The organism is Pseudoclavibacter sp. 8L (assembly GCF_902506465.1).
GTDB lineage: Bacteria > Actinomycetota > Actinomycetes > Actinomycetales > Microbacteriaceae > Pseudoclavibacter.
The window spans coordinates 1,762,027-1,783,355 of the sequence record NZ_LR733186.1 but is presented as its reverse complement, the minus strand read 5'-3'; the positions used below and the strand labels follow the sequence as shown (position 1 = coordinate 1,783,355).

Annotated in this window: 14 protein-coding genes; 8 read left to right on the top strand and 6 right to left on the bottom strand. The window is 68.4% G+C overall.

Annotated features, from left to right (window positions below):
* Nucleotides 1–198: 198 nt before the first annotated feature.
* Both GV007_RS15075 and GV007_RS15070 read left to right on the top strand, forming a co-directional pair.
* Nucleotides 199–1,365 carry an acyl-CoA dehydrogenase family protein gene (locus GV007_RS15075; protein WP_160073828.1) on the top strand — a complete coding sequence of 389 codons (1,167 nt, stop codon included), beginning with the start codon at nt 199–201 and terminating at the stop codon, nt 1,363–1,365.
* A 55-nt stretch (nt 1,366–1,420) separates the two neighbouring features.
* Nucleotides 1,421–2,530, top strand: a complete 1,110-nt coding sequence (locus GV007_RS15070; RefSeq protein WP_104239745.1) for an alcohol dehydrogenase catalytic domain-containing protein — start codon at nt 1,421–1,423, stop codon at nt 2,528–2,530.
* An 887-nt stretch (nt 2,531–3,417) separates the two neighbouring features.
* On the opposite strand, the gene GV007_RS15065 is transcribed toward GV007_RS15070, so the two are convergent.
* From GV007_RS15065 to GV007_RS15055, 3 genes are all read right to left on the bottom strand, one after another.
* Nucleotides 3,418–4,602 carry a hypothetical protein gene (locus GV007_RS15065; protein WP_160073826.1) on the bottom strand — a complete coding sequence of 395 codons (1,185 nt, stop codon included), beginning with the start codon at nt 4,600–4,602 and terminating at the stop codon, nt 3,418–3,420.
* A gap of 102 nt (nt 4,603–4,704) precedes the next feature.
* A complete protein-coding gene (locus GV007_RS15060) occupies nt 4,705–5,232 on the bottom strand; it encodes a hypothetical protein (RefSeq protein WP_160073824.1) in 528 nt (175 codons plus the stop codon).
* A 268-nt stretch (nt 5,233–5,500) separates the two neighbouring features.
* Entirely contained in the window at nt 5,501–7,672 is a 2,172-nt protein-coding gene (locus GV007_RS15055; RefSeq protein ID WP_160073822.1) for an ATP-dependent Clp protease ATP-binding subunit, read from the bottom strand.
* A gap of 188 nt (nt 7,673–7,860) precedes the next feature.
* Here GV007_RS15055 and GV007_RS15050 point away from each other — a divergent pair, with 188 nt between their 5' ends.
* Nucleotides 7,861–8,412, top strand: coding sequence for a methylated-DNA--[protein]-cysteine S-methyltransferase (locus GV007_RS15050; protein ID WP_160073820.1), 552 nt, complete (start codon nt 7,861–7,863; stop codon nt 8,410–8,412).
* A gap of 3 nt (nt 8,413–8,415) precedes the next feature.
* On the opposite strand, the gene GV007_RS15045 is transcribed toward GV007_RS15050, so the two are convergent.
* Nucleotides 8,416–9,513, bottom strand: coding sequence for a substrate-binding domain-containing protein (locus tag GV007_RS15045; protein ID WP_236558527.1), 1,098 nt, complete (start codon nt 9,511–9,513; stop codon nt 8,416–8,418).
* Nucleotides 9,514–9,744: 231 nt separating this feature from the next.
* On the opposite strand from GV007_RS15045, the gene GV007_RS15040 reads away from it, so the two are divergent.
* Both GV007_RS15040 and GV007_RS15035 read left to right on the top strand, forming a co-directional pair.
* A complete protein-coding gene (locus GV007_RS15040; protein WP_160073816.1) occupies nt 9,745–15,147 on the top strand; it encodes a fibronectin type III domain-containing protein in 5,403 nt (1,800 codons plus the stop codon).
* Nucleotides 15,148–15,336: 189 nt separating this feature from the next.
* Complete coding sequence (locus tag GV007_RS15035; protein ID WP_160073814.1) at nt 15,337–16,191, top strand: hypothetical protein; 855 nt, start codon at nt 15,337–15,339, stop codon at nt 16,189–16,191.
* Between the two features lie 10 nt (nt 16,192–16,201).
* Here the strand turns inward: GV007_RS15035 and GV007_RS15030 are convergent, their stop codons facing one another.
* Nucleotides 16,202–16,789: a TetR/AcrR family transcriptional regulator gene (locus GV007_RS15030; RefSeq protein WP_160073812.1), complete on the bottom strand. Its 588-nt coding sequence runs from the start codon at nt 16,787–16,789 to the stop codon at nt 16,202–16,204.
* Nucleotides 16,790–16,812: 23 nt separating this feature from the next.
* Between GV007_RS15030 and GV007_RS15025 the strand changes: the two genes are divergently transcribed.
* Nucleotides 16,813–18,087: an MFS transporter gene (locus tag GV007_RS15025; protein ID WP_160073810.1), complete on the top strand. Its 1,275-nt coding sequence runs from the start codon at nt 16,813–16,815 to the stop codon at nt 18,085–18,087.
* On the opposite strand, the gene GV007_RS15020 is transcribed toward GV007_RS15025, so the two are convergent.
* Nucleotides 18,023–18,973 (bottom strand): hypothetical protein, encoded by a 951-nt coding sequence (locus tag GV007_RS15020; protein WP_160073808.1) that lies wholly within the window; start codon nt 18,971–18,973, stop codon nt 18,023–18,025. The genes GV007_RS15025 and GV007_RS15020 overlap by 65 nt on opposite strands.
* 145 nt (nt 18,974–19,118) lie before the next feature.
* Here GV007_RS15020 and GV007_RS15015 point away from each other — a divergent pair, with 145 nt between their 5' ends.
* Both GV007_RS15015 and GV007_RS15010 read left to right on the top strand, forming a co-directional pair.
* A complete protein-coding gene (locus GV007_RS15015; RefSeq protein ID WP_104239735.1) occupies nt 19,119–19,898 on the top strand; it encodes an L-threonylcarbamoyladenylate synthase in 780 nt (259 codons plus the stop codon).
* Between the two features lie 88 nt (nt 19,899–19,986).
* Nucleotides 19,987–21,324, top strand: coding sequence for an alpha/beta hydrolase (locus tag GV007_RS15010; protein ID WP_160073806.1), 1,338 nt, complete (start codon nt 19,987–19,989; stop codon nt 21,322–21,324).
* Nucleotides 21,325–21,329: the final 5 nt, after the last annotated feature.

The window sequence follows — 21,329 nt, the reverse complement described above, 5'->3', positions numbered from 1 at the left end:
TTGGCCCAGCGGGGGAAGGCGCTCGGGCTCTGGGTGGCGAGCGTGAGGAGCGCTTCCCGATTACCGTAAGCGAATATATTCAAGGGGTCAATACCTTGTAGCTCGCTCTCAGCCTTGCTATGTTGGCGATCATCCTAAAAATATTTGACGGCCCGTCGCCCTGCCGCGAGTGCCGCCCCTGACCGAAGGAGAGCCGCTGTGACAAGCCGGACTGCCAGCGACGACAGAACAGCCTTGCGTGCGCGCACTGAAGCGGTCTGCGACGAATTCGACGACGCCTACTGGCGTGAGACCGACCGCGAGCGCCGCTATCCGCAGGAATTCGTCGACGCCATGGGAGCCGCCGGCCTGCTCTCCGTCATGATCCCGCGCGAGTACGGCGGTGGCGGCTACGGCATCGACGCCGCCACGGGCGTCATGGAGGCGATCAACCGCTCCGGAGGACACTCCGCCGCCTGCCACGCGCAGATGTACACGATGGCCGCACTGCTGCGGCACGGCACCGACGCCCAGAAAGACCGCTACCTCCCCGGCATCGCAGACGGCAGCATCCGCCTCCAGGCATTCTCGATCACCGAGGACGCCGGCTCGGACACCCTCGCCATCACGACCACCGCGACCCCCGACGGCGACAGCTACGTGATCGACGGCCACAAGACCTGGACAAGCCGGTTCGAGGAGTCCGACCTCGCACTCGTGCTCACGCGGACCTCCGAGACCCCGAAGGGGACCACGGACGGCCTCACGCTGTTCCTGCTCGACCTTCGCGAGATCCGCGCACAGCAGCCGGACGCCCTGCTCGTCACCCCCGTGCGCACCATGTTTAACTACGCCACCAACCAGGTGACCTACCGAAGCGTCCGCGTGCCCGCCGACGCGGTCATCGGGCGAGTCGGGAACGGCTTCCGGCACGTGCTCGACGGCTGGAACGCCGAGCGCATCCTGCTCGCCTCCGAAGCCATCGGCGACGGCTACTGGTTCATCGAGCGCGCCGTCTCCTACGCCAAGGCCCGCCACGTGTTCGGACGCGCCATCGGCACCAACCAGGGCGTCCAGTTCCCCATCGCCGACGCCTACATGAAGGTTCGCGCTGCCGAGCTCATGCGGGACGAGGCGACCGCACGGTTCGATGCGGGTGAGCCCGCCGGCGCTGAGGCGAACATGGCGAAGCTGCTCAGCTCCGAAGCGTCCTGGGCGGCCGCCAACATGTGCCTCGACACGCACGGAGGCTACGGATTCGTCGACGAATACGACGTCGAACGCAAGTTCCGGGAGACGCGGATGTTCTCCGTCGCCCCCATCAACAACAACCTGGTCCGCAGCTTCGTCGCCACGAAGGTGCTCGGGCTGCCGAAATCGTACTGAACCGAGCCCACCCCGGGCCGCAGCATCCACCGCATGTATCGACGAAGGAGTCAGCATGAACATCCAGGGAGCAGTCCTCGAGGAGATCGGCCTGCCGCGGCCGTACTCGGAGTCGAAGCCGTTGAAGGTCGTCGAGCTGGAACTCGATGATCCGGGACCCGACGAGGTCCTGATCCGCATCAGGGCGGCAGGTCTCTGCCACTCCGACCTGTCCGTCGTCGACGGGAACCGGGTACGACCGACGCCCATGCTGCTCGGCCATGAGGCTTCGGGGATCGTGGAGAAGGTGGGTTCGAACGTCACCGACCTCGAGATCGGCGAGCAGGTGACGACGGTCTTCCTCCCCCGCTGCGGTGAGTGCGACAACTGCAAGACCGACGGGAAGCTGCCGTGCACCCCCGGCAGCGTCGCCAACAACGCCGGCTACCTGGTCGGCGAGCATTTCCGGCTGCACCGCGACGGGAAGGACATCTTCCACCACGTCGGCGTCTCCGGATTCGCGACGCATGCGGTGCTCAACCGTCAGTCGGTGGTGCCCATCGGGCACGACGTGCCGCCGGAGATCGCCGCCGTGCTGGGCTGCGCGGTGCTCACTGGTGGCGGCGCGGTCATCAACGCGGGCAAGCCGCAGGACGGCGACACCGTGATGATCGTCGGCCTGGGCGGCGTCGGGATGGCGGCGCTCCTCACTGCCGTCTCGCTGGAGAAGGGCAAGGTCATCGGCGTGGACGCGAACCCCGAGAAGCTCACCCGGGCCCTGGAGCTTGGCGCGAGCGAGGTCTATACGCCAGCGGAACTCGCCGAGAACGGCGTCAAGGCCCCGATCGTCATCGAGGCGGCTGGTCATCCTCGCGCCTTCGAGACCGCAGTCGCCGCTACCGGCGTCGGCGGCACGACGGTCACGGTCGGACTCCCCTCGCCGGATGCGCGCTCATCGATCGCTCCGCTCGGGCTCACCGGAGAGGCCCGGACCATCGTGGGCTCCTACCTGGGATCGGCAGTCCCGGCTCGCGATATTCCCGTCTACGCGCAGCTCTGGCGCGATGGGAAGCTGCCCGTCGAGGAGCTCATCTCGGGACGCATCCGGCTGTCGGAGATCAATGACTCGCTCGACAAGCTCGCCGACGGGCAGGCCGTGCGACAGGTCATCATCTTCGACGAGTAGACCGACCGCTGCCGGGCCCCGAACGGGGCGAGCCCCAAAGCTGACTTGTGGTCGTCAACCCTCACGCTCGACGACCACAAGTCCACTTTCGACTTGCAGGTCACCCCGCGCCTCGAGTCTCGCCTCGCCTCGGGCCTCGGGCCTCGCCTCGGGCACCACGCTGCACGCCGCGCTCCAACACCTACGGAATCCGCGCGACTCCAACCCCGGCGCCGCACGGGCGAGCCCCAGAGCTGACTTATGGTCGTCAACCCTCACGCTTGACGACCACAAGTCCACTTTCGACGTCCAGGTCACCCCGCACCTCGAGCCTCGGGCCTCGGGCACCACGCTGCACGCCGCGCTCCAACACCTACGGAATCCGCGCGACTCCAACCCCGGCGCCGCACGGGCGAGCCCCAGAGCTGACTTATGGTCGTCAACCCTCGCGATTGACGACCACAAGTCCACTTTCGACGTCCAGGTCACCCCGCACCTCGAGCCTCGGGCCTCGGGCACCACGCTGCACGCCGCGCTCCAGCACCCACGGAATCCGCGCGACTCCAACCCCGGCGCCGCACGGGCGAGCCCCAGAGCTGACTTATGGTCGTCAACCCTCGCGATTGACGACCACAAGTCCACTTTCGACTTGCAGGTCACCCCGCGCCTCGAGTCTCGGGCCTCGAGCCTCGAGCCTCGAGCCTCGAGCAGCACGCTGCACGCCGCGCTCCAACACCTACGAAATCCGCGCGACTCCAACCCGGGCGCCGCACGGGGCGAGCCCCAGAGCTGACTTGTGGTCGTCAACCCTCGCGGTTGACGACCACAAGTCAGCTTTCGACGTCCAGGTCGCCTCGGGTCGCGCGCTGCGCGCTGCGCGTTGCGCTGCGGGCGCGAGGGGTTCCGCGTCAGTCCGACCCGGGCGCGGGCTGGAGAGCCTCCGCGGCGGCCACGAGGTCGGGATGCCCCGCGAGTCCTCGGGCCCCGTGCATCGAGTACGTCGCCATCATGATCGCGACCGGCACGTGATCGCCGACGAGCATCAAGGGCTCCGCCCCCTCGAACTGCAGCACCAGCGACCGCTCACGCAACGACGGGTAGCTCGCGACGACCCCCGAATACCAGAACGACAGCCACCGTCCGCCCGCGAAGCAGATCAGTCGCTGGTTCGAGACCAGGACCCTCGCCGTCTGCCACTCTCGCCACTGCTCTGCGGCCTCTCGCTCAGCACTCGACCGGGCGGATGCGTTGCCGAGCGCGTTCACGGCAAGCCCCGCCGCGACGAAGGCCGGGCTGCCGAAGAAGAAGCCGGAGGTGGTGGAGTAGCTGACGTCTCGCCCGTAGTAGCGGGCGTAGGTCGCTGGCGCATCCTGGAAGAACACCTCGTTGGGCGAAGCGCGGAAGTCCCATACATCGACGGTCTGCGGGATGCGTTGCTCGAGCAGCTCATCTCGGAAGCGAAGCGCAGCCGTGAGGCGGTCGTGGGAGTAGCGCTGCGCGTCGAGCTGCTCGCGCTCTCGGCTCGTGTACTTGCCGCGGCGGTGCCTGCTCTCGCGGCTATTCTCGGCGACCCCTCGGAGCGCCGCGCGGCCAAGGCCGAAGAGGAGGAGGACCGCGAAGAGCATGCACGCCCAGAAGAGCAGTGAGAAGCCGAGTCCCGTGAAGGAGCGGCCGACCTCGTCGTCGGACGAGGGAGCTCCATCAACCCCGGAGAGCACCGGGGCGACGATGGCCGCGACGAGCGCGAACACGGCCCCGAGGACGAGCAGCGGCACGAGCCAGCGCCCTCGCCGCTTCCACCGCTCGGCGTCGGCGCCATCGCCGTGCTTCCGCGCTGCCCAGCGTCGCTCGACGGCGTGCAGGAGGTCGACTCGGACGACGTACGTCGACAGGATCACCAGGGCCAGCAGCGCGGCGGGGAGGAGCAGGAAGTACGCGAGCGTGGCGAAACTGAACGCGAGCCCGTCTGCCGACGGCGCCGCGTGGAGCCGTTCGAGCAATCGGGGTGCCGCACCGAGTCCGAATCCGACCAGGGCGACGAGCAGCCCGAGCCAGATGAAGCGACCTACCTGTGAGCCCCGTTTCGTCCGCATCCTGTCAACGTACGGCCGCCCACCGACGTTCGGCCAGGTCAGCTCTCCCCACTCGGTAGCAAAAGGGAAAGCAGCACCCGAGTCCGGATTCGAGGACGAGGATCAGGCGGTGACGCTCACCTCGCCCGTCGCGGGCGCGTCGGCGACGACGCGCTTGCTGGCGCGGGCGCCGAGAGTCTCGCGGAACCACAGTGCGCCCGCGATCGCGAGGCAGACGATGAAGGCGCCGAGCGCACTCACGACGGGCACGAGCGCCTCGCTCGGCCCAGCCACGAACGGCATGAAGGCGACGACGAAAAACACGACGACGGCGATGGCCGGCGAGAAGAGCAGTGGCAGTGTCCAGGTCTTGAAGAGCGGCGTCTCGCGGAGCGCGATCCACCCGAATGTCGTCCCGACGGCGTAGACGGCGTAGGCGATGAGGCCGACGATGAACGCGAGGAGGACAAACGGCACGAGCGTGCCGAGGAAGAACTGGTAGGCGTCACGTCCGAACAGCACCATGACGTCTTCGCTCGCGACGGGCGTGGACGTGAGTCGGCGCACCGACAGGGCGATGACGCCGACGATGCCGAGCACGGCGACGACAGGCGCGGCGATGAGTGGCAGTATCCAGCGCAGGTGCTCCATGCCGCTCAAGATAAGCGTGGTTGCGGATGCGCGCGGCGAGCGACGCGCCCGAGTTACCCACCAGAGACCTCCCGGCTCCGCCTCCCTCCCGTCTCACCCCGGCGTTCCCCGCCGCTCCGCGCCGCTCCCCGGGCGCAGAAGAGTGAGCCAGATGCAGGCTCCAGCGGGCTGGAACCTGCATCTGGCTCACTCTTCTGACACTGACACTGAGGCCAGCGCCGACACCCGGCGCCCGACGCTCGACGCCCGACGCCAAGCGCCAAGCGCCCTACTCGATGGCCGCGGCGTGCGGCGTCGTGGACTGCACGTTCAGGGACTCGCCGTCGCTCGCCACGACGACGGAGATCGTGTCGCCGTCGCGGACCGTGCCCGCAAGGAGTGCCCTCGCGAGGCGGTCGTCGATCTCGCGCTGCATGAGTCGGCGCAGCGGCCTGGCCCCGTAAATGGGGTCGTACCCGCGCTCGGCAAGCCAGGCCCTGGCGTCGTCGTCGACCTTGATCGTGAGGCGACGCTCGCCGAGCCTGCGCTGGAGCCGGTCGATGTACAGCGCCACGATCTGCGCCAGCTCATCCTGCGAGAGGGCGCTGAACACGACGATGTCGTCGAGTCGGTTCACGAACTCCGGCTTGAACGAGTGTCGGACGGCCGCCATGACGCTCTCCTCCCGGTCCTCAGGGGTGAGGAGCGGATCGATGAGGTACTGCGAGCCGAGGTTCGAGGTGAGGATCAGGATGACGTTGCGGAAGTCGACCGTGCGCCCCTGGCCGTCGGTGAGACGCCCGTCGTCGAGCACCTGCAAGAGGATGTCGAAGACCTCGGGATGCGCTTTCTCGACCTCGTCGAACAGCACAACCGAGTACGGCCTGCGCCTGACGGCCTCGGTGAGCTGCCCGCCCTGTTCATAGCCGACGTACCCGGGAGGGGCGCCGACGAGCCGGGCGACGGAGTGCTTCTCCCCGTACTCGGACATGTCGATGCGGATCATGGCTTTCTCATCGTCGAAGAGCAGCTCGGCGAGCGCTCGCGCGAGCTCCGTCTTCCCGACTCCGGTGGGGCCAAGGAAGAGGAAGGACCCCGTGGGGCGGTCGGGGTCTGCGATGCCCGCGCGCGTGCGGCGGATCGCATCCGCGACCGTCGCCGCCGCCTTCTGCTGCCCGACGAGTCGCTTGCCGAGTTCGGCCTCGAGGTGGAGGAGCTTCTCCATCTCGCCCTGCAGCAGCCTGCCGACGGGGATGCCGGTCCATGCGGCCACCACCCCCGCGATGTCTTCGGCTGTGACGTGGTCGTTGACGAGCTTGGGCCCGCCGCCTTCCGTGGCCTCAGCCTCGTGCAGCTGCTTCTGGATGCCGGGGAGCTCCCCGTAGAGCAGCCGTGAGGCGAGCTCGAGGTTGCCCTCGCGCTGCGCGCGGTCGGCGCGCACGCGGATGTTGTCGAGTTCCTCTCGGAGCTCGCCGATTCGGTTGAGGGACGCCCGCTCGATGCTCCAGCGCTCCTTCAGCTCGCCGAGGCGCGCGTTCTTCGTGTCGAGGTCGGCGCGGAGTGTGGCGAGTCGCTGCCGGGAGGCGTCGTCGTGCTCCTTCTTGAGCGCGAGCTCCTCGAGGCGGAGACGGTCGACCTGTCGCTGGAGGGTGTCGACCTCCACCGGCGAGGAGTCGATCTCCATCCGCAGGCGCGAGGCCGCCTCGTCGATGAGGTCGATCGCCTTGTCCGGCAGCTTGCGGCCCGTGATGTAGCGGTTCGAGAGCGCGGCTGCGGCGACGAGCGCCTGGTCGGCGATCGACACCTTGTGGTGCGCTTCGTACCGTTCTTTCAGGCCGCGGAGGATCGCGATCGAGTCCTCGACGCTGGGCTCGCCGACGAACACCTGCTGGAAGCGTCGCTCGAGTGCCGCATCCGATTCGATGAACTGGCGGTACTCGTCGAGTGTTGTCGCGCCGATGAGGCGCAGCTCGCCACGAGCGAGCATCGGCTTGAGCATGTTCGCTGCCGAGATGCTCGACTCTCCGCCGCCAGCACCCATGAGGGTGTGGAGCTCGTCGATGAACGTGATGATGCGCCCGTCGGATTCGGTGATCTCCTTGAGGACGGCCTTGAGCCGCTCCTCGAAGTCGCCTCGGTACTTGGCGCCCGCGATGAGCGCCGACATGTCGAGGCTGACGAGCTCCTTGTCCTTGAGGGATTCGGCGACGTCGCCGGCGACGATGCGCTGGGCGAGGCCCTCGACGACCGAGGTCTTCCCGACGCCGGGCTCGCCGATGAGCACTGGGTTGTTCTTGGTGCGCCGGGTCAGCACCTGGCTGACGCGTCGGATCTCCGTGTCGCGGCCGATGACCGGGTCGAGCTTGCCCGAGCGGGCGATGTCGGTGAGGTTGATTCCGTACTGTTCGAGTGCGCTCTTGGCCTCTTCGTCTGGTGCCTGAGCGCCTTGCATGTTTGCCATGGGGCTCCTTCGTCAAAGTTGCTTCCGACTCTGATGGATGAAAAGTTGAGTCGATATGGCTCAAGTTTAAGTTCCGGCGCCCGCCATTGCCACCCCGAGCTGGGTGACTCAGCCAACTCCCAGCGCAATTTCGACGCCTCCGCACCGCCTCTGACCAGGACTTCTCTCGACGTGGCAGAGTTCCTGTCATGCCAGAAGCACCCGGAGAGAGCCCACTTGACGCCGCCGGACTCCGCGTCGGCAGCGTCGAGCTGCTCGGCGAGCGGTTCTCGATCATCAAGGCCGGGTCGTCGGGGGCCGTGCGCGCCTCAGGATTCGGGAGCCCGAACTCGCTCGCCTACGCGGTCTTCGGCCGCCGATCCGAGCTCCTCGAGACGCAGGAGCTCGATGAAGCCGACGCCGCACTCGCCGCCGTCCGAGCCTTCGATGACGGCGACCCGTCGCTCCTCGAGGCCATCGACGTCCACCAGGACGGCACCGAGCTGCGCCGCGCCATGTGGAGGGCGGCCAGGCTCGTCGAACCCGGCACCCTCGCGAGTTACGGCGACGTCGCGACCATCGCCGGGCATCCGCGCGCCGCCCGCGCCGCCGCGAGCGCGTGCGGCGCCTGCCTCGTGGGCCTCTTCGTGCCCGTGCACCGCATCGTCCGCGCCAGCGGCAAGCTCGCGGGGCACGCCGACGACATCGCTGTCCGACAGGCGCTCATCGACCACGAACGGGCGATGGGGATGCGCGGCTGACGATCAGGAGAGCGCCCCGGTCGAACTCCGCGCGTGCAGCACGGGGAGGACACGCGTGCGCTGCACCGGTCGACGGGGCCCTTCCTCGAGGCGCGACACCATCGTCTCGACGGCCAGCCGCCCGATGTGCTGCTTGGGAGGGCGCAGCGCCGTGATGGGCGGCTCGGCATTCTGCGCCACCTCGTCGTCGTAGGCGATGACGGCAAGGTCGTCGGGGATCGACCAGCCGTGATCGCGGGCGTACTGCTGCACGAGCACCGCTTGAGGGTCGGAGTGGATGAGCAGGGCCGTCGCAGATGCCCGGCGACAATCGTCGAGCACTCGAGCGATGAACGCCTCCCTCGACTGCCCATCCATGTCGTCGAGGTTCGCGTCGACGTCCACCACCGATTCGAGGCCGAGCTCCTTGACAGCACCGCTCCATCCCTGCCGGAGCTGCGCGGAGGTCGGGGAGCCGGTCGAGGTGAGGATGCCGACCCGGCGGTGCCCGAGCGATGCGAGATGGTCGGCGGCGAGGGAACCGCCGAAGACGTGGTCCGTGGTGACCCATTCGAGGCTCGTGAGCGCGGCGACGGAGGAGGCCTGGCGCTCAGCGAGAACGACCGGCACCGGGAGGGACTCCAGCCAGTGCAGCAGCGCCCGTCCGTCCGCACCGCCCGTCTCCGGCGCGGCGATGATGCCGTGCAGGCCGCCCGATTCGACGAGGGAGGAGATCTGCCTGCGCTGATCATCGACGGAGTAGCTGGCACCCCTGAGCACGAGCTGCACGCCGAGGTCAGTGGCCGCGGCCCGTGCGCCGACGATCACCTGCGGCCAGTAGTAGCTCAGTGACGGGGTGACCATGCCGACCCTGAAGCGAATCGCGGTCGCCTGTGCGGCGACCGACGGCACCGAGGTATCCAGGCGACTCCGCAGCGTCGCGCCGCCGTGGACTCGGGTGAGGAGACCGCGATCGGAGAGGTGCGTGATGTCGCGGCGGATCGTGAGCTCGGACACCTCGAGCTGCCGCGCGAGCGCGGCGACGCGGACGGACCCTGCCCGCCGCAGCTCGTTGAGGATCCGCTCTCGACGCAGGAGACCGAACGGCGGGATGTCGTCCACGGATCCGAGCGTACAGACATGTTCGCATCGCGTCGAGCTTGAACGGTTCTGTTCGTTTTGCTGGCCTTTTTGTCGACCCCGCTCCAAGATCAGCTCGGAAGCACACAGTCGTGCCCGCCGCGCACTCAACGAACGAGCCCGCGCGGACAGCGCACAGAACGGAGAGCGCACATGCCTCAGGACCATCGGCTCGGTCGAGTCACGAGCACGAGCAGGGTCCGCAGGCGGCGGATGAGTCTGGCATTCATCGCGGCCACGGCGGTGGCGATGATCGCACCGGTTCTCGTCGCCCCCACGTCAGCCCAAGCGGCGGGATCGGATCCTGTCTCGGTGACCGTGGACGGCGCAGACGTCGCTGCTGCCGCAGAGAACGTGAACGGCCTCACGTTCAAGGGCTTCGGCGTGCTCACCGCCAACTCGACGAGCGCTCTGCTCCTCGACTACAAGGCGCAGCATCCGGAGAAGTACTGGGAGCTGATCGAGACGCTGTTCGGGGGCGACCGCCCGATCATGAACACCATCAAGATCGAGATGGGCAACGACCGCAACACCTCCACCGGGCCGAACGCAGCCACGATGCGCTCTCGTGACGAGTACCCGAACGTGCAGCGCGAGCCAGGCTTCCAGCTCGCGGCCGACGCGCAGCTCGTCGCACACGGCGATGTGCACGTCAGCATCCTGCGCTGGAATCGACCAGCCTGGGCCACCACGCACGCCGCCCAGTACATCTGGTTCAAGAACACCGTGCTCGCCGCGTACCGCGAATACGGCATCATGGTCGACTCCATCAACCCAGACGCCAACGAGACGAGCAACCCCGAGGTCCAGCTCTACAAGGACTTCTCCGGCTGGCTCCGCGGCGACGACAAGGGCTACGAGAGCGCGAGTGCGGGCGACCCGAACAGCGGCTTCGCCTCGGATCAGGAACGGGACCTCTACCGATCCATCGAGACGGTCGCCGCCGACACGGTCGGGACTCCACCGGTGTCCTTCGGCAACCAGATGACATCCCCGAGCGACTCCTCGCTGCGTGACGCCGTCGACATCGTGGGCTTCCACTACTCGAGCGCCGACGACAACGCCGGCAACCTCAAGAAGGTCGCCGAGGAGCTGGACAAGGAGGTCTGGAACTCGGAGGGCCAGTCCACGTTCTCCAACTCTGCCGACCGACCGAACAACACCAACAGCGACGAGCGGGGCGGAACGGGCACCGAATTCGGCGGCCCGAACAGCGCCCTCGAGATGGGCAACTGGGTCACGACCGGCTTCGACGAGTCCCGACGCACCCTCAACATCTTCCAGCCCGCGATCGGCTCGTTCTACGACGGGTTCCAGTACTCCTCCAAGGAGCTCGTGAGCGCACGCGACCCATGGTCCGGCTGGCTGTACTACGACGGTGGCCTGGCGATGATCGAGCAGTTCACCAAGTTCGCGAAGCTCGGCTGGGAGAACGACGACAACACCGCGGGAATCTGGCGGGCGATCCCTCAGGCATCGGACAGCGAGCTGGGGAAGGGCAATCCGCCGAGCGGCGCCCGTCTCGGCGGCGCATCCTTCACGACTCTGGCGGCACCCGACGCCAGCGACTTCTCGACCGTCATCATCAACGACAGCAGCTTCACGAAGACGTACCGCATCACGGCAAAGGACATGGAGCTCGGTGCGGACCGTACGGCTGAGCTCTGGGAGACGCGCGCCGCGGATGACGGCCAGGCCTACAACGACAACTACCTCACCCCGATCGGCGAGATCTCGCCGGACGGAGACGGGCTCTACACCGTCGAGGTGAAGCCCTGGTCGTCGCTGACCCTCACCACCCTCGACCAGGCGACGGCGGCCGCCGACGGCACCCTCACACCCAGGGACGGCTACGCCAGCTCGCTGCCGACGTCCCCCGAATACACCGACCAGGACGGCGGCCGCGACGTTCTCGACACCGACCCGACCGGCACCCAGAACGGTGTCACCGATGACGAGGTCCTGTACGCCGACGACTTCGAGTACGCCGGCGCGGGCAACATCAGCGGCTATGACCCGGCCACCGGATCGCTGGTCGACTCCGGAGCGTCGTTCCTGGACAGCCGCGGTGCCAAGCAGAAGCCGAGCGGAACGCCAGCACTGCAGCCAGAAGACCAGGGCGTGACCCCGCGCTACACCAACGACACCAACGGCGCATTCGAGTCGGTTGCCACAGCCGATGCGACCCATGGCCGCGTGCTCAGGCAGCAGGTGGGCCCTGGCATGGCCGGCGGCGCGTGGAACAGCGGCGACCCCAAGACGACGATCGGTGACGCCCGGTGGGCGAACTACACCGTCTCGACCGACGTGCTCTTCGAGGCAGAGGGAGCGCAGTACGCGACCATCGGCGCCAGAGAGCAGGGCGGCACGGCGAACGGGCAGAACGTCTCGGCAGCCGAGCTCAAGGTCGAGCCCACCGGCGCGTGGACCTTCAGCCGCTACGGCACGACGCTCGCGAGCGGCACCGTGGCAGGCAACGCGGAAGTCGCGTTCAATGCTGGTGCCGGCGTCTGGAACAGCATCGCCGTGACCGTCGCAGGCGACACCTACACGGCCTCGATCAACGGCGTGCAGGTCGCGTCGCACACGGATGCGGCGCCGCAGTCCGCGGGGCGCATCCAACTCGGGTCCAGCTTCAACTTCGTGCAGTTCGACAACCTGCGGATCCAGACGCTGCCCGGATACACGCCCTACTACACGCAGATCATCGACGGGATGCACCAGAGCAGCTGGTCGAACACGTCGACCCCGGTTCTCGAGTTCGACGCCAGCTGGAGCCACGTCAACGGACAGGGCATGTTCGAGTGGCAGCGAACCGCGTCCAAGAGCACGGCCAAGGGAGCCGCACTGAGCTACTCCTTCACCGGAACGGGCTTGGACATCATCGGCTCCAACCCCGGCACCGCGACGCTCGATGTCGAGGTGGACGGGATCCCCGTCGCGCTCGCAGCTCCAACCTGGAGCGCGGGCAGCGCCCGAACGACCTTCACGCTCCGCGGGCTCGAGAACGGCGCCCACACGGTGGTCATCAGGACCGCCAACGACAGCGCACTCAACGTCGACTCGGTCGCCACGATCAGTGCAGTCGCCGACTCCGCGCGCGTCGACACGGGAGCGCTCACCGAGGCCGTCTCCGCCGTCGCGCAGCTCGTCGAGGCAGACTACGGACCCCAGTCGTGGGCTCCGTTCGCTGCCGCACGGACGGCCGCGCAGACCGCGATCGCCGACCCGGTCGGGTACGGACTCGACGTCGAAGGCGCGACAGCGCTCGAACGGCGTCTCGCCTCCGCGGCAGATGCGCTCACACCCAAGGATGTGAGCGCCGACGTGACGGACCTCGGCTCCGTGGCCATCACGACCACCGAACGTGCCCTGCCCGGCACGCTCGTCCTCTCGGGCACCGAAGAAGACGTCATCTGGACAGCCGCGTCGAACGCCAGCGCCACGACCACCGGCGAGCTTGCGAGCTTCGCCGCCAGCGGTCGAACCTCGGAGAAGACCGCAGCCGGCGTCTACCAGCGCTTCTCGGCGACGGTGCTCGTCGTGCCCGCCGATCTCGACTACTTCATCGACTCCGGCGCGAGTGGTTCGGGAGCAGGCTCCGCCCATGCGGCCGCGGCAGGCGTCTCGCCTGAGCTCCGCAACGAGACCGCCGACCAGAAGTGGGACGGCACCGCCGCGGGCAGCACGTGGGGGTACTCGACCGCAGCGACCACGCTCGCGAGCGGAACAGCCCAGGACTGGGGTTCCTCCTACATCGGCGCCGATTTCAACAAGCCGGTCACCTACCACCTGACCCTCCCCGCCGGTTCCTACAACGTCGTCGGGGTTCAGGCGCCCCGTGCGGGACTCACGACGAACCTCTCCGCGAAGCTCACGGCAAACGGCGAGACCGTCTCGAAGACGGCGACCTCGACAGGGTCGGCGACGCCGATCGCGCAGACGCTCACCCTCGATGAGGAAGCCGTCGTCGAGCTGGAGTTCGGCACCAACGGAACGAGCGGCTACAACGCACGACTCGCGCTCGTCTACGTGCAGACACTGCCCCGCGACCTCGGCGTGCAGGGTGTGCTCGACACCGACGATCCGCTCCCGAGCACGGTGAAGGTCGCCGACACCGAGCGTGCCGTCACGTGGGAGCCCGCAGCCCACGAACAGCCACGCACCGAATACGAGACGATCACGGCCAACGGACGCCTCGACGAAAGTGACGCACCGGTCGTCGCGCAGTTCGAGATCGTGCCACCCGGGCTGGTGTACTTCATCGACGCCGGAACGGACGGCGCCGCCTCGCCCCAGTACGCAGCGGTGTCAGCTGCCGTCGACGGATTGCGAAACGACAAGGTCGACCAGGTCTCCACATCCGCCACGCAATGGGGACACATCTCCGACGGCATGAAGCTGAAGACCGGGACCGATATCAAGGACAAGTACTCGACGGGGCTCTACCAGGACACCACCAAACTGAGCTACCGGCTTCCTCTCGAGGCGGGCACCTACACGCTGACCGGCGGCTTCACCGAGTGGTGGAACCTCAGCAGAACCATGTATCAGACCGTGTCGGTCAACGGCACGGAACTCGCGAAGGGAAGCATCCCCCTCTCCGGCTCAACGCCCAAGCTCTCCGCCAGCCTGACCTTCACGCTCTCGGAGGCGGCTACGGTCGACTACCTCGTGACCAACGAGGGCGCGGGCGGCGAGAAGCCGGTCATCTCCTGGCTGGCCGTCGCCGATGAGACGCTGCCGGGAACTCCGCAGAACGCCGTCGCGACGCAGGAGAGCGACACCTCCATCGCCGTCTCCTGGGACGACCTCGCCAACACCGGTGCGGGCTTCGCGGGCTACCGCGTCTACGAGGCAGGGGAATCGGAACCGGTGTGTGAAGCGACCGAGACAAGCTGCACCGTCACCGGACTCGCTCCAGGTTCGACCCACTCCTACGAGGTGACCGGCATCAACGCCTCCGGAGAGAGCCCCCGCTCGGCGGCGACCACACCCGTGACGCTGCCGGAAGCCCCAACGGACGACGGCGCGACGACGGCACCGGGAAAGGGAGTGCTCTCCTCCAACGACGGCTGGAACACCGGTCTCCGTGACGGCGAGTTCCAGCTGACGATGAACCTGTGGTGGGGCGAGAACGGCTCCAGCTTCAGGCTCTACCAGGACGGCCAGCTGGTCAGCACGACACCGCTCAGCACGAACTCGCCTGCGGCACAGTCAGCCGTCGTCGACATCGCCGGCCTGGCGAACGGAACCTACGTCTTCACCGGCGAGCTGGTGAATTCGAAGGGAACGACCGCTACGGAGTCGCTCACGGTGACCGTGACGAACGCCTCCCCCGGCGCTCCGTCCCTCTCCTCCGACAACTGGGACGGCGACGGCACCTACACCGTCACCGCGAACCTCTGGTGGGGCACGAACGCCACCGCCTACCGCTTCCTCGAGAACGGGGTCGAGGTCGGCAGCGGCGAGCTCACCGCTGCGAGCCCCGCCGCCCAGAAGGCGACGCTGCAGGTCGAGGGCAAGGCGCCGGGGCAGTACGCCTACACGGTCGAGTTCATCAACGCCGCGGGCACCACCGTGAGCACGACCCACGAAGTCTCGGTCACGAAGTAGCTGCACGCGCTGAGCGGGCGCCGCGTCGAACACGAACGCGGCGCCCGCTCGGCTGTGCCCGCTGGGCCCGCCGCCGAAGCGCTTGCCGAGGGCACCACCCAGTTACCGGCCACGCCCATTCGATAGCGTCGCCGTCGACCCAGAAGCCGGCAGCGCCTGCCGAAACGCGACGCGACAACGGGGGCCTCGATGCCGAAGAACCGCAACCGCAAGGGAGCACTCGCAGTCCTCGCGAGCATTCTCCTGCTCATCGGCGTCGTGACCACCGCTGCACTGCTCGGCCTCCCGACCGGCTGGGTGATCTTCATCGCCATCGCTGGTCTCCCGCTCGTCCTGGTGCTTGCCGCACTTTTCGGGCTTCGCTGGGGAGACGCCAGGATGGCCAAGGCTGGGCCCGGCGTCCTGACGGCCCTCGGCCCGGGAGAGATCCACGAAGTGGACATTGCTGAGACGTCCGTCACGAAACTCAGCTGGCGTGCCGCCGTGCAGCATCTCCCCGCCCAGCTGCCGCCGGCACGCATCCGCACCCTGGTGCTCGCGGGAATCGTCGGCGCAGTCGCGGGCGTGTGGTTGACCGTGATGCTCGCCGAGGCCCCCGAACCGTGGCAGACGACCCTCGGGGCAGCGCTCCTCGGTGTGACCGGTTCGCTGGCCCTCTGCCTCGCACTGCTCCTCGCCTGGCTGTTCATGGCTCACCGAGACACACCACTTGATCAGAGCGCGCGCAGGCTCCTGGAGCAATCGATCAACCCCGCGAATGATCGCATCCGCATCAACATCGCGAGGGTCGATGAGCTGCAGGAGGCGATAGATCGACGACGCTTGGTCACCCCGCTGCTCCTGCCCATCGCAGCCGGCACGACGATAGCCTTCTTCACCGCTGCCGCCGCCGAGCTCGTCCTCTCGGGCGGCGAGCAGTTCCCCCGCCTAGCATCAGTCGCGTCACTGCCGATCCTGCTCTGGATGGGCCCCACGGTTCTCGGCAGAGTCGAGCAGATCGCCCTGGCATTAGAGAAGCTCCGCGCGTCCGACCAGGCCGGCTGAGTCCCAGCCGCTATGCCGAGTCGCGCCTCGAGCCAGGTTCGGCCGCGGCGGCCCGGATGAGGCCCGACGCCACCCGCCGCGCCGTGGCAGTCGAGTACCGCTCATCGCGCAGACGCATCGCGAGGTAGCCCGTGACGAGCAGCAGCACCTCCTCGGCGAGAGACGCTGGCTCGTCGAACGGGCTCGCGAGGTGCGTGAGCCGCGACCGCAGCGACTCGGTGTCCGTCTGCACCGCGGCGCGTACCTCGGCGGGGGCGTCGGCATACTCGGCGGAAGCCCCGAGGAAGGCGCACCATCGAGAGCCGAGCGGCTGCTGCCGGAACGCGTCCAGGGCATCGAAGACGGCGAGCAGCCGCTGCTCGTCGCCGCGATGCTCGGCGATCTCCGCATCCCACAGCTCTATCCAGGCACGGTGCCGACGTTCGAGAGCCGCCGCCACGAGGGCCTCCTTGCTGGCGTAGCCGCGATAGAGCGTGGCGGCAGAGACTCCCGCGCGGTCGATCACGGCGTCAATCGGCGTCGCGTGGATGCCTGCCGTGAAGAACAGCTCGTCCGCGGCATCGAGGAGCTTGGTCTCGGTGCTGGAGCGGATTGCCATGCCAACACTCTAGAGTCGTAAATATGAAACGATCGTTTTCGTTACGGGATCGCCGCCCACTCCTGCTGGTCACCTCGGGGACCGCCCTGATCGCCGCCACCTACGGACTCGTCCGCCTCGCCTACGGACTCTTCCTGCCCGACGTCCAGGCAGAGCTGTCCCTGAGCGCATCCACCGCCGGACTCATCTCGAGCGGCGCCTCCGCCGCCTACTGCGCTGCCGCGCTCGCCAGCTTCCTGCTGGCGGCCCGCGCACCACGCCTCTTCGCTGCCCTCGCGACCCTGACCGCCGCCGGCGGCGCGCTCGGCATGGCCCTCGCCGCCGACGGCACCGGCTTCGCGGTCGCAGCGATCCTCGCGTCGAGCGGAGCCGGCTTCGCGTCACCCGCGCTGGTCGAGCTGCTGCACAGGACTATCCAGAAGGAGGACGCGGGACGGATGCAGGGCGTCGTCAACGCGGGCACGGGCCCCGGCCTCGTCGCAGCCGGCCTCCTCGCGCTCGTCCTGCTGCCCGACTGGCGACTCGCCTGGACGCTCGCCGCGGGGGCCAGCATCGTGGCCGGCGGCCTGGTCATCGCCTCGACCTGGCGAGGCACCACCGCCACCACCACGCGACCGGATGCTGCGCCTCGCCTCGCCCCCGTTCCGCCGCACTCCTGGTTTCGCCAGCACCTGCGCGTCATCGCCGCGGCGCTCCTCCTCGGAGCAGGCTCAGCCGCCGTCTGGACATTCGGGCGCACCGCGCTCGTCGACGCGGGCGCGAGTCAGGAGCTCTCCGCGGGGGCCTGGGTCGCGCTCGGCGTGGGAGGAGCAGCGGTCATCGCCTCAGCCGGCAGGCTCCAGAAGCTGAGCTCTCGACGGGCCTGGCTCATGACCAGCCTGCCCGTCGCCGCGGCGACGGTCCTGCTCGGCACGTCCGCGGGGGCCTGGCCACTCGCCTTCGCCGCCTGCATCGCCTTCGGCTGGGGGTACACGGCCGGCACCGGCGTGCTCATCTGGTGGACGACCCGACTCGATCCCACCCGCGCACCGGCAGGAACCGCGCTGCTGTTCGTCGTCCTCGTCCTCGGTCAGGCGCTCGGCTCGGCAGTTGTCGGGCAGGCCATCGAGCATGTGGGCATCCCTGGCAGCTTCGTGGCATCCGCCCTGTTCGTCGTGGTCGGCGTCCTCGCCGCCTCAAAGAAGCCAGCGGCGGGCTCTCCGGGGCGCGCCTCGGACGCGCCTCCCACGCAGGTCAGTCGTACTGCAGACGCAGCCGCAGCCGCTCGCCGACCTCGAACTGCGCATCCACGAGCTTGAGCGGATCGAGCTGCAGGTCACGGAGGTCGATCGGGTCCTTCAGCTCCTCGCGGATCTGACTGCGGACCGCGAGCAGCAGCAGGCCGATGAGCGGATTGCGGCTCGTGAGGCGCGGGTTGATGAACTGGAGCTTCAGGTCGTCTCCGAGCTGCGCCTCCGTCGTGAACAGCAGACTCGCGCGCAGGAAGCCCCGCCGGACCTTGCCGGACGCGTGCAGGTGCACGCCCCGCGGTCCGGCCTGCGTGAGCTCGAGATCGACATCGGACAGGTGGATGCCCTGACTCTCCCCCGACTCCGTGACGATGGACACGAGCGCATCCACCACCTCCCGCTGCCTCGCTGAGATGTCGACCAGCAGCGTGTCGACGGGGAAGACCGTCGCGGCCTCACCACCCGCCGTGCCCTGCCTCAACGCCAGCGCCAGCTGGCCGCGATCGTCCTCCGCCCAGTCGACATGCACCCCGGCGGCAGTGATCGACGCCTCGACTTCGGCGCCCTGGATGCGAACCGGCAGCCCCCGCACTCGCACCTCGGCGACGCGGGCGTCCACCCTCGCGACCTCGGTGCCGAACTCGGGGAGCTCCGGGAGCGGCGGCGCCTCCTCGACCGTGGCGTCGAACGTGACCTCGACGCCCGTGAGATCGATGTCGATGCCGAGGAGGTCACCGGCGAGCGGATGCGCGGTGACACGCGCCAGGTCAAGGCCGCGCACGTCCATGGTGTTGTCCGCGTCGAAGATCGGCGGCACCACCTCGCGCACGAAGCGCTCCAGCACTTGGGAGACCTCCTCAGGCGTCGTCGGCCGCGGGGCCGTTGCGACGACCAGCGCCTCGGGTTCCACCTCGGAGGGTGCGTCGCCTTCTGGGCCCTGCTGAGGAGTCTCCATGCCCTCAACCCTACGGGCGAGCGGGTGCGCGACCCTGGCTGCGGGCCAACACCAAGTAGGATCGATCCTCGACGCGACCCAAGCGGACGCGACAGTTCACTCCGGCTCGACGAGCCCGAGCACCAATTTCGAGAGAAACGCAGCTATGGACAGCAAATTGATCGCGTGGAACGGCGACGTGCAGCCAGAAGCCGTCGAGATCCTCACGGGAGACGGCGGACTCGTCGTCGTCCCGACGAAGGTCGGCTACATCATCATGACCTCCGACAAGGAGGGACTCGAGCGGAAGTTCGAGGCGAAGGAGCGCAACCGCAACAAGCCTGGCGTCGTGCTGTGCGGCTCCCTCGAGCAGCTGCGCGAGCTCGCGCAGCTCACGCCGGAGATCGACGCGTTCTACGAGCGCCACTGGAACGACGACATCCTCCTCGGCTGCATCCTCCCGTGGAAGGAAGAGGCTGTCGCGGCCCTTCCCGACGACGGCACGAAGGAGCTCATGATGGACGGGCGCGGCACGAGCTGCTTCGTCATCAAGTTCGGCGTCCCCGGCGAGAAGCTCGCGAAGGAGCTGTACGAGAAGCACGGACGCTTCGCGTTCGCGAGTTCCGCGAACCCGTCTGGCAAGGGCAACCGTGGACTCGTCGAGGGCATCGGCGAGCGCATCCACGACCGCGCCGACCTCATCATCGAGGCGAACGACTACGTCGCCTCCATCCAGCCTGAAGCCACCACGGAGACGCGCCACGAGCAGGGCGTCATGATCTCGATGGTCGACGCCGACGGCACGCTCATCCCCGAGCAGGGCGGCCAGCGTTCCATCTCGCCGGCTCCCGTCGTGATCCGCAAGGGCCTCGACATCAACCGCATCATGGCGATCCTCGCTGAGTCGTTCAACAGCTGGGACTTCCGCCAGGGCGAGTACTACTGATTCCGGCTCGCACCGGGGGCTGAGCGCCTCTTGTGCGTACGGCAGATTCACGACGTGATTTGTCGGACGGGCTCGCTACGCTTTCTGCGTGCGAGCCCGTTCTTCGTCTGCTGACCTCACCCGCCTCATCGCGTCGCGGCCCATCTCGCGTGGGCGCCTGCGTCGCGTGCTGAATGCGCCCCCCACGGCCGCGACGACGCGGGAGTGGTGGGGTGCGTTGTCGGAGGCCGAGCGTGCGCGTCTCCTGAAGCAGGTTCCGCTGCTGGTCGGCAACCTCGATGGCATCCCATGGTCGGTCCGTGTGCGGGCCAACCGGGAGTCGCTCGGGCGTGCGATCAGCGCGTTGGAGTCGGGCGCTTCCATCGAGCGTGCGCTTGGCAGTGCGAGTGCGTTCGCCGGTGGTGAGATCAAGAGCATTCTGGCGGATGCGAGCCGTGGGGAGCTGCGCGACCGCGAGCGGCTTGTGCACCAGCTGCGGGAGCTGCACGGGGGTCGTGGCTTCGTCGACCGCGGCGGGAAGCCGCGCTTCGTGCTCGCGTTCGATCCCGAGCGGGACTCGATCGTCGAGTACGTGGGGGCGGCGATCTCGGAGTCGGAGGACCCGTTCGCGTCGCCGTTCGCGGAGGGGGTCACGTCGGTGGGGGTGTTCGTGCCAGGCAACGAGTCGCGGCTGCTCGACTTCGAGGGCAAGGCGCACACCATGTCGGAGCTCATCACGCTGGCGCCTGCGGGCACGGCCGGGCTCGTCGTGTGGCAGGGCGGGCGGTTCCCACGTGGCCCGTTGGCGTTGTCGGCGGCGATGGCGGATGGGCTGGCGCGCAAGCTGGGTGGATTCGTGAACGCGATCCCGCGTGACGGGCGGGTGGAGCTGACGGCGTTCGGGTTCAGCTTCGGCGGCGGCGTGACGGGGCGGGCGATGGCGCTCGGGATGCGGGTCGACCGGGTCGTGCACGTGTCGAGTGCTGGGCTGGGGCACGGCGTGGCGTCGCTCGACGATCTGCCCGTGACGGCTCGCGTGCCGCACTACTCGCTGCTCGCTCCCGTCGATCCTTCCGTTGGCCCGATCCTGGGCATCAACGTGCATCTGCCGTTCCTGGGGCGGGTTGGCCATTTCGGGCATGGCGTCGATCCGGCGCATGCGCCCGGGGTGGTTCGCTTGGAGACGGGGGTGCTCGGCGCGGCGCAGGGGAAGCGCGCTGCGGGGGCGGCGCTGTCGCTCGGTGACGTGCTGACGGGGCACTCGGCGGTTCTGGAGCAGTGGGGGACGACGGCGAAGTACAACATGGTGGCGGTTCTCATGGGTGGTGGCGCTGAAGTCGAGCTGGCGGCCGACGGTGGCGTGCTCGGCCGCATCGCGCAGCGTCTCGTCGTGCCGTATGTACCGTTCCTGCGGGTGCGCGAACCGGAGCTGCGCAGCGTCGCCTGACCGGA